This window comes from Pseudomonas sp. COR18 (genome assembly GCF_048568395.1).
In the GTDB taxonomy this organism is placed as follows: domain Bacteria; phylum Pseudomonadota; class Gammaproteobacteria; order Pseudomonadales; family Pseudomonadaceae; genus Aquipseudomonas; species Aquipseudomonas fuscovaginae_B.
The window spans coordinates 5,166,935-5,182,272 of record NZ_CP183808.1; the positions used below are offsets into that span (position 1 = coordinate 5,166,935).

A 15,338-nucleotide genomic window follows, 5' to 3' on the forward strand; every position below is an offset into this window, starting at 1 on the left:
AGTTGGCCCCTTTCCTGTTTCTGCAAGCGCCTGATCACACCTCCGGCAAGGTCGCCCCGCCATCGACCACCAGCGTCTGCCCGGTGATGTAGCCCGCCAGGTCCGAGGCCAGGAACAGCATGGCCGCGGCAATGTCCGCCGCCTGGCCCAGCCGCCCCAGCGGCACCCGGCTGGCGATCGCCGCGCTCTGCTGTGCATCGCCCAGATTGTCCATGGCCGGCGTGGCGATCATGCCCGGTTCAACCCCGTTGACCCGGATATTGTCGGCAGCCAGTTCCAGCGCCGCATTACGGATGAAGCCATTGACCCCGGCCTTGGACGCCGCGTAGTGGCTCAGCCCCGGATAGGCCACCCGCGGGCCGGTGACCGAGGAGGTGACCAGCACGCAGCCCCGCCCCTGGCGCCGGAACAGCGGCAGGGCCGCCTGGGTCAGCCAGAACAGCGCCGAGAGGTTGACCGCCAGGGTGCGTTCGAGCATCGCCGGCGTGATTTCGGCGAACGGCGTCAGCGGGAAGTACCCGGCGTTGTGCACCAGGATGTCCAACTGCTCCAGTTTTGCGACCAGCTCGAACACTGCGCTGGCATTCGCCAGGTCAACGTACAAGGCTTCGACCCGACAGCCCCTGGCCTGCCACTCGTCGGCCAGTTCCCGGGCCTGGGGCAGGCGCAGGTCGGCGATCACCACGTGGGCGCCACGCAGGGCGAAGGCTTCGACGATCGCCCGGCCGATGCCCTGGGCCCCGCCGGTGACCAGCACATGGCGGCCGCTGAAATCCAGGTCTTCAGGCATGGGCGGGCTCCCTGTGGGCAAAGGCCAGGGTCGGCACGTCGACGATGCTCGAACCACCGTCGGCGACCAGCGTCGCCCCGGTGATGATCGAGGCGTCGTCGGACGCGAGGAAACGGCAGACCCTGGCGATTTCCTCGGCACTGGCCGGGCGGCGCAGCGGTACGTCGGCGCAGACCCGGGCATAGGCCTGCTGCAGGGTTTCGCCGTGCCGGTCCATCAGCGACTGCATTTCCTCATCGGCCATGGGCGTACGCACCCAGCCCGGGCATACGGCGTTCACCCGCACGCCGTGGGGCCCATAGTCCCTGGCCAGCGAGCGGTTGAGGCCGAGCAGGGCATGTTTGGCCGTGGTGTAGCCACAAACCTCCGGGCCCGCCGCCAGGGAGGCGATCGAGCCGATCAGGACGATGTTGCCGGCCGTTTCCTGTAGCAGGGGCAGGCAGGCCCGGGCGCTGTAGAAGGCGCTGTCGAGGTTGCTGCGCAGCGCCGCCTGCCAGCCTTCCGGGGTGGTCTCGGTGGCGCTGCCCAGGCCGTGGCCGCCGGCACAGGCCAGCAGCACATCGAGGCGGGCATAGCGCTGGCGGATGCGGGCGATGAAGTCGTCCCAGGCATCCGGGCGGGCGGCATCGCCGACCAGCACCAGGCCACCGGTTTGCCTGGCGACCTGTTCCAGCGGTTCGCGCCGCCTGCCGATCAGCACCAGGTTGTCGCCCTGCGCGGCATACAGCCGGGCACAGGCCGCGCCGATGCCGGTTCCGGCACCGGTGATGACGAGGGTCCGTGGTTCAGGCATCGGGGTACTCCGTGCGGTTCAGGACCTGGCAGTAGGAACTGACCGGGAAGTTCGACAGCTCGTCGAAGGAGGCGCCGGCATAACCGAAGATCTTGCCGTCGCTGCGGTGCTGTTGCAGGTCGATCAAGACCAGGCCGAGGGTCGGGACGATCTTTTCGCGCCAGACGAACAGGTAGAGTTGATCGGCGATCTTGTAGTAATGGCAGCGATCGGTATCGCACAGGCCCTTTTCCACGCCTTCCAGGCACTGCCAGGTGTAGAACCGGTCGTTGAGATAGATGTGTTCGTAGACTTCGCTCGGGCTGTAGCGGTAATGGTTGCGCAGGCCGCTCAGTTCGTTGGTCGGGGCATGGGGGCAGAGGCCCTCCCGCCAGGGGCGGTCGAGGCTGCCATGCAGGAACTCGGCCTCGACCGTGGTCAGGTCCTTGCCGGCCAGGGCGCGGCTGTAGAGTCCTTCGCGCGTCTGCTCGGCGCTCGGCATGCGGCCGATCACGGCGGTGAAGGCGGCGTTGTCGGTGTCGAGCACCAGGCTGATCGACCAGGCCTGGCCGCTTTCGTGCTTGATGAAATCCACCAGGTACAGGCCGGGGCGTACGGAGGTTGCCCGATAGTTCGCGGTGCCGCTGGAGTGACCGTCGGCGGCGTTCCAGGACAGGGTTTCGCGCTCGAAGCGGTGCTCGATCTGCCAGCCATTGGCGAAGTGCAGGGTGAAGGTCCTGCCTTGCAGGTCGGCCAGATTCGGCAGGATGAAGGCTTGCGGGGCGAAGCCGTCGGCCAGGGCGCCAACGGTGATCCAGTCTTTATTGTTTGCGGTCATGATGAAGCTCCGGTTGCTTGGATGGACCTGCCGGATCATGCCGCTGGCGGCTTTGCCCGCCTATCAACCGGATGGTTGAGGTGGGCTAGAAAAAGAGGTGGACCACCAGTTCGGTGCGGCTGCTGGCACCGGTCTTGCGAAACAGGTTGATCAGGTGGGTCTTGATGGTCGCCAGGCTGACCTCCAGCTCCTGGGCCAGTTGCTTGTTGCTGGCGCCCTGGCGCAGCAGGTGGGCGATCTGGCGCTCCCTGGGGGTCAGGTCGAGCAGCGGGTCCTCGCAGGGCTGCAGGTTGGCGACCGCCAGTTGCAGCAGTGATTGCAGGGCCTGGAGTCGAGCCAGTTGTTCGGTGTCGAAGGGCCCCAAGTCGGCCGTACGCAGCAGCGAGATCGCGGCCTGGGGATGGCCGGCGCGATGGGCGAGGATCTCCACCACGTCGACGATACCGTGGTGCCGCAGAAAGTCGGCATAGCGCTGGTTGTCGCGTCTGGGTTGGCGCGTCATGGCCAGCCCGATAGGCACCACGGCCAGCCCGCTGGACAGGCAGTTGCGCGGTTGCAGGGGATCGAACTGACGGTAGTGGTCGAGGTAGTCGCGGTGCATCTCGCCTGTCATGCCCAGCAGGCGGAAATCACGGGCCTGCAGGTCGCGGTCGACGCGGTAGAAGGCGGCGCGGCTGGCCGGGACCAGCTGCGTGAAGGCGCCCAGGCAATGCTGGGCGACTTCCTGGAGGGGAATGCTGTGCATGCGCGCCCGGCCTCGTCGGTGGGCTGCCGGTGGGGCCGGCAGCCGGGTTGGTCAGGCGACTGCGAAGTAGTGCTTGACGAAGCTTTCGCTGACCACTTCCCAGATCACCGGGGTGCCCTTGGTCACGAACCAGCTGTCACCGGCCTTGTAGCGGGTGCTCTGGCCGCTGTTCTCGTCGGTCAGGATCACTTCGCCGGTCACCACGGTGGCCTGCTCGGCGAACGGATAGACCATGCGGAACTTGCCCTGGGTGGTACCGAAGTAGGCGCTGCTGACCGGGTCGGTCGGGGCGCCGAAGGTCATCTTGCCGAAGGCGCGCACTTCGCCTTCGAGGATCTGCGAGCCGAGGTCGGCGACGGTGCCCCAGGCATCGAGCTCGGACAGTTGGACATCTTTCTTCACAGTGGTAAGGGTCATGGCAGTTGCTCCTGATGAGTGGAAATGAAAGGGAAGGGCGCCTTGGCCATCAGCGGCGCCCGTTCCAGTAGCCCGAGAGTTGGTGCCAGGACTTGCCGCCGGTCAGCAGCAGTGGACGAATCACGTCCTTGCCGATGATGGTCGGGCGCGGGATCGAGCTGACCAGGTCGTAGCGCGCCGAGCCTTCACTCATGCCCTCGGCCAGCACCTTGCAGATGATGTGGCTCGGGGTCACGCCGAAACCGGAGTAGCCCTGGACGTAGAAGGCGTTGCGCCGGCCCGGCAATGTGCCGATCTGCGGGAACAGGTTCGGACTGCAGGCCATCGGGCCGCCCCAGGCCAGGTCGATCTTCACGTCCTTGAGGTAGGGGAAGATCTTCAGCATCAGGTTGCGGTTCCAGGCCTTGAGGTCGCGCGGGATGTGCTCGACCAGCGGGGTGGCTGCGCCGAACAGCAGGCGGTTCTCGTTGGTGACGCGGTAGTAGTCGATCACCGGGCGAATGTCGCTGTAGGCGCCGCGGATCGGGCTGATGCGGTTGATCAGTTCCTCCGACAGCGGCTCGGTCATCATCTGGAAGGCGTAGGTGTTGATGGTCGAGCGATGCAGTTCCGGTTCCAGCTTGTTGAGGAAGCTGTCGCAGGCCCACAGCAGCTTGCTGGCCTTGACCGAGCCGCGTCCGGTGCGCACGGTGATCTGCTCGCCGTAGCGCACTTCCAGGGCCGGGCTGTTCTCGAAAATCCGCGCGCCATGGCCGACCAGCGCCTTGGCCTCGCCGAGCAGCAGGTTCAGCGAGTGCACGTGACCGCCGCCCATGTGCAGCAGGGCGCTGCTGTAGGCATCGGAGCCGATGATCTGCTTGACCTCGGAGCCGGCCAGGAAGCGGATCTCGTGCTGGCTGTTGATCGACTTGAAGTCCTTCTCCCAGGCGCGCAGGGTCTTTTCCTGGCGGGCATTGAAGCCCATGTAGCCGTAGCCGTGGCAGAAGTCGGCATCGATATCGTACTTGGCGATGCGGTTCTTGATGATGTCGGCGCCCAGGTCGCTGATCTCGAAGATCCGCCGCAGGCCGTCTTCGCCCACGTCTTTCTTGATCTTTTCCAGGTCGTGCCCGATCCCGGCCATGATCTGCCCACCGTTGCGCCCGGTGCCGCCAAAGCCCAGGTAGCGCGCTTCCAGCACGACGATGTTGGTGATGCCTTTTTCGGCGAGCTCCAGGGCCGTGTTGATGCCGGAGAAACCGCCGCCGATAACGACAACGTCGGCTTCCACATCCTGTTCCAGGGTCGGGAAACTGAGGTTGTATTTCTTGGTGGCCGTGTAGTAGGTGGGCGTTTCGATAGTGATCATGGCGCAGCCTGAAAAAGTGAAGGAAAGCTCAAGGCAGGGAGTCCGGGAGACTCTGTCGTCGATGACGTCCATTAAGAGCCCTGGCGCGGCGGATGTCTTGATTCTCTGTGCCGGTTTTTTTGATTCAGCGCGCCAGGGCGGGCAAGGCCGTCCCGGGACCGCCCCACGCTCAGGTGGAAATGGAGGGTCAACTCAAGACATGATGGCTGAAGGAGGGCTTTGGGCAAGTGCTGTGGCCGGGGCGTGTTTCGAAACACAGGCGGGGAAGTGGGGGGACGGACAATGGCGCGCACCTGAGGCGCTTCTTTGCGGGGTCAGGGGTGACCGGTGTTTCAACCGGCCACCCGGCACAGGGGCGATACGACCTTAACCCCCTGAACCGCCGCCCGCGCCGCCACCGGCACCACCGCCAGCCGCGCCACCGGATGCTCCGCCAGAGGCGCCGCCGGAACCAGAACCGGTCCCGCCGCTGCCGCCGTTGCCCGCACCGCCGTCGCCTTCGCCACCGCTGGTGTTGCCGGAGCCCGGGTTGGTGCTGCTGCCACTGGCATTACCGCCGTTGCCGCTTTGCGAGCTGCCCGGATAGGAGCCTGGCGGCAGGGCTGAACCTGACCCGGTCGCGCCCGGCGTCGATGAGGAGGCACCGTTGCCGGTGCTGTCCATGGTGCCGTTCGTTCCCGTGCCGGTGGTGCCGGCGGCGAGGACTGCCGTGCTGAAGGCACAGACCAGGCCGGCTGCTGTCAGAAGTCTTGCGATGGATGATTTCATCGGATTTTCCTCTTGCAAGAATGGATCGTGTTTCCGGCGTCCCGTGCCGTCATTCCTCTCGCGCAGGCGGCCTGGCCGACGGGGGTGGGGGCAATCGTGTCGTCCCTGATGTTTGGAAGGAGGCGAGGAAGGCTAAGTTTGAATAATCTGGGAAAAGGACGACGAATGGCGTGGGTAGGGAGCTGATATGAAAGTGGGCGTGATTTCCGATACCCATGGCCTGCTTCGCCCCGAAGCCGTCGCCGCCCTGCAGGGCTGCGAGCGGATCGTTCATGCGGGGGATATCGGCAAGCCGCAGGTGATCGAGCAACTGTCCGCCATCGCGCCGCTGTTTGTCGTGCGGGGCAACAACGACCAGAACCTGCCCTGGGCCGGGTATCTGCCTGACGTTCTGCGCCTGGACCTGGACGGCTGGCCGACCTTGCTGGTTCATGACCTTGCCGATGTGCCGGCCCTGTTGGATGAGACGATCAGGGTCGTGATCACCGGCCACTCGCACAAGCCGCTGATCGAATGGCGCGGCGAATGCCTGTACCTGAACCCGGGCAGTGCCGGGCCGCGACGTTTCAAGCTGCCGGTGACGTTGGCGCTGCTGGACGTGCAGGGGGTATCGATCGAGTCTCGGTTGGTGTCGTTGCTGGAGTGAGTTTGCGAGGGCAGCCTGCTGGTCAGATCAGTCGCTCGTACTCCGAAAGCAGCTTGACGCTTTGGGCAAGACCTTGGGCCCGTAGTCGTTCCAGGAGCCTTTGCGCGGTATAAGGGGGATTCTTCAGGGACGCACGTTGTGCCTGGACCGCTTCGAGTACGGCGGCCCGGTCAAGGTCGAGGAGATCTGCGATGAAGTCGTCCGGATGCACGGCCTCCAAGCTGGGTCTGGCCAAGGTCCTGGCGATTGAGCAGAAGGTTGCGTTTTCATTCCTCATGAATCCGGGCTGTCCAGCGAGCCCTGTACATACCCGTCAGCGCCAGGTGCATGAGTAGGTCACGCAATGGCGCCGGGTAGAGGACATTGGCGTCATACACCGCGGTAAACGCTGATTGCCTCATTCATACCCCATCTTCAGTTCCTGGGCTTGTGCCGCCAGTTCATCCATTGCCTGGCGGCTCTCTGCGGTTCTGCGTTGCTTGTAGTCCATGAGATCGGCAAATTTCACCCGGCGATGGCGGCCGACCCTGGTGTGAGGAATGACATGCTCATCCAGCAGCTTGACCAGATGCGGCCGCGAGACATTCAGCAAGTCCGCGCCTTCCTGGGTCGTCAGTTCCGCATGGATCGGAACGACCTTCACGGCATTTCCCATCGCCAGTTCACTCAGGATCTCGTCCAGTAGACGCAGGGCCGAGACCGGTAGCTGGATAGTGTGTGGCTGCTGCTGGTCGTCCAGTATTTCGATGCGTTGGGTATCCCGTTTGGTCGACAGGAAAGCGGCGAGCTGGCGGCGTGACTCTACGGCAGCAGCGATCTGCCTTTCATCAGGAAGCATCGTGGTGCTCAGGTCTGCGGTAGTCATGGGTGTCTCCAAAATCTTTTGTATTCGCGCAGGTGCGTTGGGTCTACATTGATCTTGTAAACGAAATAAACGAAATTCGCAATAAACGAAACGCTCAGCCTTTGAGTAGGATCAGTCACTGTTGCCGATCATCAATGTATAGAGACGAACCGAAGCCTAGCTGCCAGGATTGGAGAGCGATGGTCATGGGGAGTGTTCTAGGACATTTCAGTCATAGGGAAGAGATTTCTCCTGCTGGCTGCTGAAGAACCTGTCTTCAGCAGCCAGCAGGACGACAATGAGAAGCCAGGGGCCCGGATGAGCTCATCCAGCTCCAGCGACGCTGTACTCCTCGAGCAGCTTGTCCAGAAACACGAACAGTTTCCGGTTCATCTCGTCCCAGTTGTTCGCCCGCAGGGCCGCCGGCTGCTGGACGAAGCGGCGATCGAGGAGGGTGGCCAGTTCGCGCTCGGAAGCGGCGATCAGCAGCTCGACGACCTCACGGGTGAATTCCATGTGGCACTGGAATCCATAGACGAGCTTGCTGTATTCGATGATCTGACGGGGGCAGCCTTCGCTGGTCGCGATGATCGTCGCGTCGGCGGTCAGGCCGGGCATGTCGTTGTGCCAATGGCCGACCTGCAGCACTTCGCCGAAGTGGGCGAACTTGGCGTTGACCTTGCCCTCGGCGGTCAGGCTGATCGGAAACTGGCCGATCTCCTTCTCCGGGCTGTGCTCGAACCGGGCACCCAGCGCCTCACCGATGAGCTGGGAGCCCAGGCAGATGCCGACGACCGCTTTACCCGCGTCGATCGCCTGGCCGATCAGGCGGCATTCGGCGGCCGCATCGAAGTGCGGGCATTGTTCGAGGGTGGTGGCCGGGTCCTGGGGGCCGCCGAGGATCACCAGCAGGTCGATCGCGTCCGCATTGGCCGGCAGTGCCTGATTGGCGTACACGCGGGAGTAGCTGGCGGCATGGCCTCGTTCCCTGACCCAGGTTTCATAGGCACCCGGTGCCTCGAACGCTTCGTGAACGATGAAGTGGACTTTCATGGGAGGTTCTCTTGAGTGGCAGGAGCGCGAGCTGCCCGGCGCCGGGCAGCTTGCCAGTGGGCTCAGCGGGCGACTGCCAGCTCGTCCAGCAGGCCCTTGAGGTAGGCGCTGCCCTGCGGGTCCAGCGGTTGCAATGGCAGGCGCGGCGCACCGACGTCCAGGCCGAGCATGTTCAAACCGGCCTTGATGGTGGTCGGCAGGCCACGGCGGGTGATGTACTCCAGCAGCTCGTACTGGCGATAGAACAGGTCGCGGGCCTGTTGCAGATCGTGATGCTGCACCGCGTCCCACAGGGCCAGGTTCAGTTGTGGAATCAGGTTCGGCGCCGCGGTGCACCAGCCGGCGGCACCGGCCACCAGGGCTTCGAGCGTCAGCGGGTTGCAGCCGTTGTAGAACGCCACCTGGCCGCCGGTGGCCTGGTACAGGCGGTGCATGCGCTGGATGTCACCGGTGCTCTCCTTGACCATGGTGACGTTCTTCACCTCCTTCAGGATGCGCAGGATCAGTTCCACCGACAGGTCGGTGCCGCTGGTGCCCGGGTTGTTGTAGAGCATGATCGGGATATCGATCGCCGCACCGACCGCCTTGTAGTGGTCGACGATTTCCGTCTCGGTCAGCTTCCAATAGGAGGCGGGCAGCACCATCACCGCCGTGGCGCCGCAGGCCTGGGCCAACTGCGCCCGCTGCACGGTGCGTGCGGTGGTCAGGTCGGAAACGCTGACCACGCTGGGCACGCGCCCGGCGATTTTTTCCTGGCTGTAGCGCACCACCGATTCCCATTCGCTGTCGGCGAGGTAGGCGCCTTCGCCGGTGCTGCCCAGCGGCGCAATGGCGTGCACGCCGGACTGGATCAGGCGGTCGATGGAGTGGCCCAGGACCGCCAGGTCGATCGAACCGTCTGCTGCGAAGGGAGTGATGGTGTAGCCGATAACGCCGCGAATCTGAGGAGTGGACATGCAAGGCACCTCTTGACTGTTTTCTGGAAGTGAGTACCGCTTCGATCAGCTCAGGCAATCGCCATGGGCACGCAGGGCACGGCGCGCGTAGTAGCTGAAGGCGGCGCCGTGGCGCTTGGGCGTGGAGATCCAGTCGTGGGCTTCCTTGCCGAGCGCTTCGGGGATGGGGCGGATTTCGCCGGCACTCATGGCCAGCAACTGCATTTTCGCGGCGCGTTCGAACAGCAGGGCGAGAACGCAGGCTTCCTCGATCGAGCCGCCGGCGATCAGCAGGCCGTGGTGCGAGAGCAGGATGGCGCGCTTGTCGCCAATGGCCTTCGAGATGATCTCGCCTTCCTCGTTGCCCACCGGCACGCCTGGCCAGTCCTTGAGGAATGCGCAGTCGTCGAACAGCGGGCAGATGTCCATGTGCGACACCTGCAGCGGCACTTCCAGCATCGACAGCGTGGCGCTGTGCAGCGGGTGGGTGTGGATGATGCAGTTCACGTCGGGGCGGGCCCGGTACAGCCAGCTGTGGAAACGGTTGGCGGGGTTGGCCATGCCGCGGCCGTTGAGCACGTTCAAGTCCTCGTCGACCACCAGCAGGTTGGACGCCGAGATCTCGTCGAAGCCCAGGCCCAGCTGTTGCGTATAATAGGTGCCCGGTTCATCCGCGCGGGCGGTGATCTGGCCGGCAAGGCCCGAGTCATGCCCGCCGTCGAACAGGATGCGGCAGGTCAGGGCGAGTTTCTGCCGCGGGGTGTAGGTATTATCGATCAGCGCCGTCAGCATCTGCTTCTCGGCGAGCTTGACGAGCTGGTCCTTCGGGGTCTGCAGGGTCGTGGTCACGGTCGGTACCTGAGCGGGAAGTGGACGATGTTTGCCTGGTGGCCGCTGCAACGGCACCAGGACACACGGATGATCTTAATGACACTTTGTGTCATAAACAATACTTGTGTCATTATTTTTGAAGGAACGGCGTTGGATGTCGGTGCAGCTGAGAATTTTGCGTAAGAAGATGGGCATGACCCTGGAGCAGCTGGCCGGGCATACCGGGCTGACCAAGAGCTACCTGTCGAAGGTGGAAAGGGGCATGAGTTCGCCTTCCATCGCGGTGGCACTCAAGCTGGCCAAGGCGCTCAATGCCCCGGCCGAGGAACTGTTCAGTTCCGAAGCGGTGCCCGAGGAGGGCTACAGTCTGGTTCGTCGGCAGCAGCGGGACACCGCCGGGGATCCGCCGGCGCCGACCCATGTGCCCCTGGCGCGACACATCGGCCAGCGGGCGCTGCTGCCGTTCCTGGTCTATCCGCCGCGTTCGTTCGGGCACTCGGCGTTCAAGGAGCACCTGGGCGAGGAGTTCGTCTACGTGCATCGCGGCAGCGTCGAGGTCGACTTCGGCAGCGAACGGCTGATCCTGGAGGAGGGGGATGCCCTGCATTTCAATGCGCAGAAGTCCCACCGCATTCGCACGGTTTCATCGGAGCAGGCGGAGCTGCTGGTGGTGGTGCACAGCTCCGAGTGAGGAAGGGGCCCGCTCGACGGGTCACTTGCCGCGCCAGCCCTCGAGGAAGTTCAGCAGCAGTTCATTGACCTTCTCCGGCTGCTCTTCCTGGGGCAGGTGCCCGCACGCTTCGATGGGGTAGGCCTGCAGGTTGTCGGCCATCTCCGCCCAGACGCTGGTCATGTCGAAGAGCTTGCCGACCGCGTGGAAGTCGTTGCCCCACAGCGACATCACCGGGCAGGCGATCTTCACTTCGGCATCCTCGAGGTCCTGGGCGATATCCTCGGCGTTGGCCCGGTAGTCGGCCATCGCCCCGCGTACCGCGCCTGGAGCCTGGTAAGCCCGGACGTAGGTGTCGAAAGCTTCGCCGCTGATGGTCGACGGGTCGTAGGTCCAGTCCGAGAAGAAATGCCGCAGCCAGATGTGTTCGCGGCCGGCGATCAGCGCCTCCGGCAGGTCCGGCACCAGGTGGAACAGGAAGAACCAGTAGGCCTTGGCGATCGAGGCATTCAGGTCCCGCGCGACGATCCGGGTCGGCACGTTGTCCATCACCACCAGGCGGTCCACCAGCTCGGGGTAGTCCTTGGCGAAGCGGGTGGCCACGCGGGCGCCACGGTCGTGGCCCACCAGCGCGACCTTCTCGATACCCAGCTCGCGCATCAGTTCACGGATGTCCCGGGCCATGTTGCGCTTGTCGTAGCCGGCGGCCGGCTTGTCGGTTTCGCCGTAGCCGCGCAGGTCCGGCGCGATGACCCGGAAGTGTTTCGACAGCACCGGGATCTGGTAGCGCCAGGCGAAGTTCGTTTCCGGGAACCCATGCAGCAGGATGACCGGGGCGCCTGCGCCTTCCTCGACCACGAATTGACGGATGCCGTTGGCCGTCACTGTGTAGCTTTTCATGTTGAAGCTCCTTTGGGCAGGGGTTATTTCAGCAAGGGAACGTCGGCTGCACGGGTGTAGGGGCCATACAGGGCCGGCACCCAGGTGAAGTGTTTGCCCGCCTGGGTGACATGGCCGATGCCCGGGAACGGCAGATGGGCCGCCGCCAGCCATTCACCGTCCGCCGCCAATTGGAAGAACTCGTCCTGGCGTGCCTTGACGGCCTTTTTCGGGTCGACGTCGAAGCGGATGGCGACCTCGGGATGGTCGAACTGCACGGCCGCGTTGTGGATCAGGTCACCGATGAAGCTGATCGCCGAACCGTTCGAGGCGAAGCGATAGACCGTGCTGCCCGGGGTATGGCCGATGGCGTAGGCCGCTTGCACTTCCGGGATCGGCGAGGCGGGTGGGGTGAAGGTCTTGAGTCGGCCGCTGTCCTGGTAGGGCGCGAGGGCGTGCTGGGCGATATCGAAGTATTCCCTGGCGTTTTCCGGTGCGTTGGCCTTTCGCTGTGGGTCCAGCCAGAAGTCGGCTTCGGCCTGGGCGACATAGACCGTGGCGTTGGGGAACAGCGCCTTGCCCTGTGCGTCGACCAGACCGCAGACGTGGTCCAGGTGCAGGTGCGTCAGGAAGATCGTGTCGACCTGGGCCGGCTGGTAGCCGGAAGCCTGGAGGTTCGGCACCAGTTGCCCGGCGGTCTGCGGCACGCAGTGGCCAGCCCCGCTGTCGACCAGTACCAGGTGCTTGCCGGTGTTGATCAGGTAGGCGTTGAAGGTGGTGGGCATCCGGTCCGGTCCGATGGCCTGGCGTTTGAGCAGGCCACGGATTTTCTCGGGCGACAGGCCCTTGAGCAGGCCCGGTGACAGGTCGTTGTAGCCGTCGAAGAGGGCGGTGACTTCAAAGTCGCCGATGGCCTGGCGGAAATAGCCGGGGACTTGCTGGTGAACCGGCTCGGGGGCCTCTGCCAGGGCCTGGTCGATGAAAGCCAGACTGGCCAGTGCGAGGATGCTTGCGAGATTTTTCATGGTTGGGCTCTTAACGTTCATTTCGGTGAGTGGGATTGGGGGCTTGCCGTTTGGCTGATTCAGCAGAGGCTGCGGCGGCCGCGGATGGCCGTGAGCTGCACCAGGGTGGCGACGATCGCCAGTGCCGCGCCCAGCACCGAGATGCCGAGCCAGCCGCTGCTCTGCCAGACCTGTGTCGCGGCCGCCGCACCGGCGGCACCGCCGAGGAACATCGAACCCATGAAGAGGGTGTTCAGGCGGGCGCGGGCTTGCGGCTGGAGCGTGTAGACGATGTGCTGGTTGGAGACCAGGACGCTCTGCACGGCGAAGTCGAGCAGGATGCAGCCGATCACGATGCCGGTGAGGGAGGTCCACAGGCCGAACAGCAGCCACGAGGCGAATGTCAGCAGGGTGCCGACGATGATCACCTTGTGCGGGCCGCGACGGTCGGCGATGCGCCCGGCCATCGGGGCGGCCAGGATGCCGATGGCACCGACGATACCGAACAGGCCGGCGGCCTGGGCGTCGAGGTCGAAACCGGGTTGCTCCAGGCGCAGGGCGAGTACGGTCCAGAAGGTGGTGAAGGCGGCGAACAGCAGCGCCTGGGTGATCGCCGCCACACGCAGTTCAGCGTGGGCGCGCCACAGGTGCAGCATCGACCCGATCAGGCGGGCATAGGACGTTTGGGCGCTGGGCAGGCTGCGGGGCAGGGCCACGGCCATGAGCGTGCCGGCAAACAGGGCCAGGGGTACGCCCAGCCAGAACATGGCGCGCCAGCCATAATGCGCCGCGACGAAACCGGACAGCGTCCGGCTGAGCAGGATACCGCACAGCACCCCGGACATGACCGTGCCGACCACGGCGCCGCGCCGCTCCGGCTGCGCCAGTTGGGCGGCGAAGGGCACGATCTGCTGCGCGACGGTGGAGGTCATGCCGAGCAGGAACGAGGCGATCAGCAGGATCGCCGCAGTGGGGGCCAGGGCGGCGGCGATCAGGGTCGCGGCCAGCAGCGCGAACTGGGTCATGATCAGGCGCCGGCGTTCGATGAGGTCGCCCAGGGGCACCAGGGCGAACAGGCCGATGGCATAGCCCAGCTGCGTGGCGGTCGGTACCAGTGCCGTGAGGCTGCCGGGCAGCTCGTTCTCCAGGATGCCCAGCATCGGCTGGTTGTAGTAGATGTTCGCCACCGCCAGCCCGGCGGAGGCGGCCATGGCGAAGGTGAGCCCGGTATTGATCCCTGGCGGGGCGCTTGTCTGTTCTGCGAGTGCGGTTGTGCTGTTCATGATCTGCCCTTGCGCGATCACCCGTTCCACCTGCCTCAGAGAGTGAGGCCGTGAGGGCGTCGTGATGTGGGGGCAACTATGGCGATATAACCGGAAATGGTGTAGATGTTGAAATCGTTACGGCAATCTAACGGAAATCGATGTAATGAGACTTGAGGATGTCGAGGTCTTCGTCGAAGCGGTACAGGTTGGCAGCCTCGCCGGGGCGGCCCGCCGCCTGTCCCTGACGGCGATGGCCGCCTCCCGGAGCCTGAACAGCCTGGAGGCCGAGCTCGGCGTGCGGCTGGTGCACCGCACCACCCGCTCGCTGTCGCCCACCAGCGACGGCGAGACCTTCCTGCCGCACGCGCAGGCGCTGCTCGAAGGGCGGGCCAATGCCCTGGCCGATCTGCGTCCCCACGGCAATGCGCTGTCCGGGCACCTGCGTATCACCGCATCGGCCGCCTTCGCCCGCAAGGTGGTGGCGCCGATGCTGGCCTCGTTCATGGCCCAGCACCCGGCACTGCGGGTCGACCTGCTTTCCACCGACGAGCAGGTGGATATCGTTGCGCAGGGCATCGACGTGGCGATCCGCATCGCGCCACTGCGGGACAACCGACTGGTGGCGCGGCGCCTGGCCGACAGCCCCCGGGTGCTCTGTGTCGCACCGGGTTATCTGGCAAGCCATGGGCGGCCCGCCTCGCTGGCAGAGCTGTCAGCCCATGACTGCCTGGTGATCTCGGGGACCTCGCACTGGTCGTTCGTGTGCGCAGAGAAGAGCGTCCGGCAGCGAGTGGCGGGGCGGTTTGCCGCCAGTTCCATCGATGCGCTGTACGAAGCCTGCGCAGGCGGGCTGGGCATTGCCAACCTGTCCAGCTGGTACGTCGAACCGGCCCTCGCCGCAGGTGCCGTCGAACGACTGGTGCTGGCGGATGCCGAACCCGAGCCCCTGGCCATCTGGGCGGTGTACCCCACGGCGCGGCTGGTGCCGCTCAAGGTACGGATGTTCATCGATGCGTTGGAGAGCCACATCCAGCAAAGGCCGAGCTGACCGGCCTGTCAGGCCGGCGGGAAATCCTCGTAGGACTTGGGCAGGTAGCCCCAGATTCGCAGCACATCGTTGCGCACTTCGAACTCGAAGCCGATGCGGGCGACGACCGTCGTGATCTCATCGGTGTGATCGATGATCGTCTGGGGCAGCAGCCGGCCCTGTGACGGGGCCATTTCCCATAGGCCGATATCGAACCATTCCACGCCGGCGAAGGGAAACGGCAGGTGGCAGAACCACTCGACGTCCCAGCCCGAGATATAGCCGGTGACGTACTTGGATCGATAGGACGGCGACCAGCCATCGCGTTCGCGGAAATACTCGATCAGCTCATCCCATTTGGTGTTGTTCGCCGCGCTGGCGAGGTTTCTGGTGGCGACGGCGGCACGGATTTTCTTGCGCATCGCGTCGTCATGGCCGGTGCCGGCCCGGGGAAATTCGTTCATGTGCCCTCACGATTGATGAATCTGGTTCGCTTGATAAATGAC

At 64.8% G+C, this 15,338-nt stretch carries 18 protein-coding genes and 1 pseudogene; 3 read left to right on the top strand and 16 right to left on the bottom strand.

Going from position 1 to position 15,338, the window contains the following annotated elements; all coding sequences use genetic code 11:
* Positions 1–34: 34 nt before the first annotated feature.
* The 7 genes from ACM62G_RS23800 to ACM62G_RS23830 form a co-directional block, all read right to left on the bottom strand.
* Entirely contained in the window at positions 35–790 is a 756-nt protein-coding gene (locus tag ACM62G_RS23800; RefSeq protein ID WP_419735733.1) for an SDR family oxidoreductase, read from the bottom strand.
* A complete protein-coding gene (locus ACM62G_RS23805; protein ID WP_419735734.1) occupies positions 783–1,583 on the bottom strand; it encodes an SDR family NAD(P)-dependent oxidoreductase in 801 nt (266 codons plus the stop codon). The genes ACM62G_RS23800 and ACM62G_RS23805 overlap by 8 nt, the downstream gene beginning before the upstream one ends.
* The gene (locus tag ACM62G_RS23810; protein ID WP_192842801.1) at positions 1,576–2,400 is read right to left on the bottom strand and encodes a molybdenum cofactor biosynthesis F family protein; all 825 of its coding nucleotides are present in this window, start codon (positions 2,398–2,400) and stop codon (positions 1,576–1,578) included. Before ACM62G_RS23810 ends, ACM62G_RS23805 begins: the two co-directional genes overlap by 8 nt.
* An 85-nt stretch (positions 2,401–2,485) precedes the next feature.
* On the bottom strand, positions 2,486–3,145 hold the full coding sequence (locus ACM62G_RS23815; protein WP_419735735.1) for a helix-turn-helix transcriptional regulator: 660 nt from the start codon (positions 3,143–3,145) through the stop codon (positions 2,486–2,488).
* A 51-nt stretch (positions 3,146–3,196) separates the two neighbouring features.
* The gene (locus tag ACM62G_RS23820; RefSeq protein ID WP_419735736.1) at positions 3,197–3,562 is read right to left on the bottom strand and encodes a cupin domain-containing protein; all 366 of its coding nucleotides are present in this window, start codon (positions 3,560–3,562) and stop codon (positions 3,197–3,199) included.
* Positions 3,563–3,611: 49 nt separating this feature from the next.
* On the bottom strand, positions 3,612–4,910 hold the full coding sequence (locus ACM62G_RS23825; protein ID WP_054060868.1) for an NAD(P)/FAD-dependent oxidoreductase: 1,299 nt from the start codon (positions 4,908–4,910) through the stop codon (positions 3,612–3,614).
* 366 nt (positions 4,911–5,276) lie between these two features.
* Positions 5,277–5,678, bottom strand: a complete 402-nt coding sequence (locus ACM62G_RS23830; protein ID WP_273822351.1) for a hypothetical protein — start codon at positions 5,676–5,678, stop codon at positions 5,277–5,279.
* Positions 5,679–5,865: 187 nt separating this feature from the next.
* On the opposite strand from ACM62G_RS23830, the gene ACM62G_RS23835 reads away from it, so the two are divergent.
* Positions 5,866–6,324 carry a metallophosphoesterase family protein gene (locus ACM62G_RS23835; RefSeq protein ID WP_419735737.1) on the top strand — a complete coding sequence of 153 codons (459 nt, stop codon included), beginning with the start codon at positions 5,866–5,868 and terminating at the stop codon, positions 6,322–6,324.
* Positions 6,325–6,346: 22 nt separating this feature from the next.
* On the opposite strand, the pseudogene ACM62G_RS23840 reads toward ACM62G_RS23835, so the two are convergent.
* The 5 genes and pseudogenes from ACM62G_RS23840 to ACM62G_RS23860 form a co-directional block, all read right to left on the bottom strand.
* Positions 6,347–6,725: pseudogene (locus tag ACM62G_RS23840) on the bottom strand (hypothetical protein).
* Complete coding sequence (locus ACM62G_RS23845) at positions 6,722–7,189, bottom strand: helix-turn-helix domain-containing protein (RefSeq protein WP_419735738.1); 468 nt, start codon at positions 7,187–7,189, stop codon at positions 6,722–6,724. The pseudogene ACM62G_RS23840 and the gene ACM62G_RS23845 overlap by 4 nt, the downstream one beginning before the upstream one ends.
* 303 nt (positions 7,190–7,492) lie before the next feature.
* Positions 7,493–8,221, bottom strand: a complete 729-nt coding sequence (locus ACM62G_RS23850) for a type 1 glutamine amidotransferase (protein ID WP_419735739.1) — start codon at positions 8,219–8,221, stop codon at positions 7,493–7,495.
* Between the two features lie 62 nt (positions 8,222–8,283).
* A complete protein-coding gene (locus ACM62G_RS23855; RefSeq protein WP_419735740.1) occupies positions 8,284–9,177 on the bottom strand; it encodes a dihydrodipicolinate synthase family protein in 894 nt (297 codons plus the stop codon).
* Positions 9,178–9,222: 45 nt separating this feature from the next.
* The gene (locus ACM62G_RS23860; RefSeq protein WP_054063671.1) at positions 9,223–10,005 is read right to left on the bottom strand and encodes an aldolase; all 783 of its coding nucleotides are present in this window, start codon (positions 10,003–10,005) and stop codon (positions 9,223–9,225) included.
* 136 nt (positions 10,006–10,141) lie between these two features.
* Here ACM62G_RS23860 and ACM62G_RS23865 point away from each other — a divergent pair, with 136 nt between their 5' ends.
* Complete coding sequence (locus ACM62G_RS23865) at positions 10,142–10,678, top strand: helix-turn-helix domain-containing protein (RefSeq protein ID WP_054060862.1); 537 nt, start codon at positions 10,142–10,144, stop codon at positions 10,676–10,678.
* A gap of 21 nt (positions 10,679–10,699) precedes the next feature.
* Here ACM62G_RS23865 and ACM62G_RS23870 read toward each other — a convergent pair whose 3' ends face one another.
* Genes ACM62G_RS23870 through ACM62G_RS23880 form a run of 3 tightly spaced genes read right to left on the bottom strand, consistent with a single transcriptional unit; the run spans position 10,700 to position 13,823 of the window.
* Positions 10,700–11,557: an alpha/beta fold hydrolase gene (locus tag ACM62G_RS23870; RefSeq protein ID WP_419735741.1), complete on the bottom strand. Its 858-nt coding sequence runs from the start codon at positions 11,555–11,557 to the stop codon at positions 10,700–10,702.
* Between the two features lie 23 nt (positions 11,558–11,580).
* The gene (locus tag ACM62G_RS23875; protein ID WP_419735742.1) at positions 11,581–12,561 is read right to left on the bottom strand and encodes an MBL fold metallo-hydrolase; all 981 of its coding nucleotides are present in this window, start codon (positions 12,559–12,561) and stop codon (positions 11,581–11,583) included.
* 59 nt (positions 12,562–12,620) lie between these two features.
* Entirely contained in the window at positions 12,621–13,823 is a 1,203-nt protein-coding gene (locus ACM62G_RS23880; RefSeq protein WP_419735743.1) for an MFS transporter, read from the bottom strand.
* A 145-nt stretch (positions 13,824–13,968) separates the two neighbouring features.
* Here ACM62G_RS23880 and ACM62G_RS23885 point away from each other — a divergent pair, with 145 nt between their 5' ends.
* Positions 13,969–14,853, top strand: coding sequence for a LysR family transcriptional regulator (locus ACM62G_RS23885; protein ID WP_419735744.1), 885 nt, complete (start codon positions 13,969–13,971; stop codon positions 14,851–14,853).
* Positions 14,854–14,861: 8 nt separating this feature from the next.
* Here ACM62G_RS23885 and ACM62G_RS23890 read toward each other — a convergent pair whose 3' ends face one another.
* Entirely contained in the window at positions 14,862–15,296 is a 435-nt protein-coding gene (locus tag ACM62G_RS23890; protein WP_054058130.1) for a DUF6678 family protein, read from the bottom strand.
* Positions 15,297–15,338 lie beyond the last annotated feature (42 nt).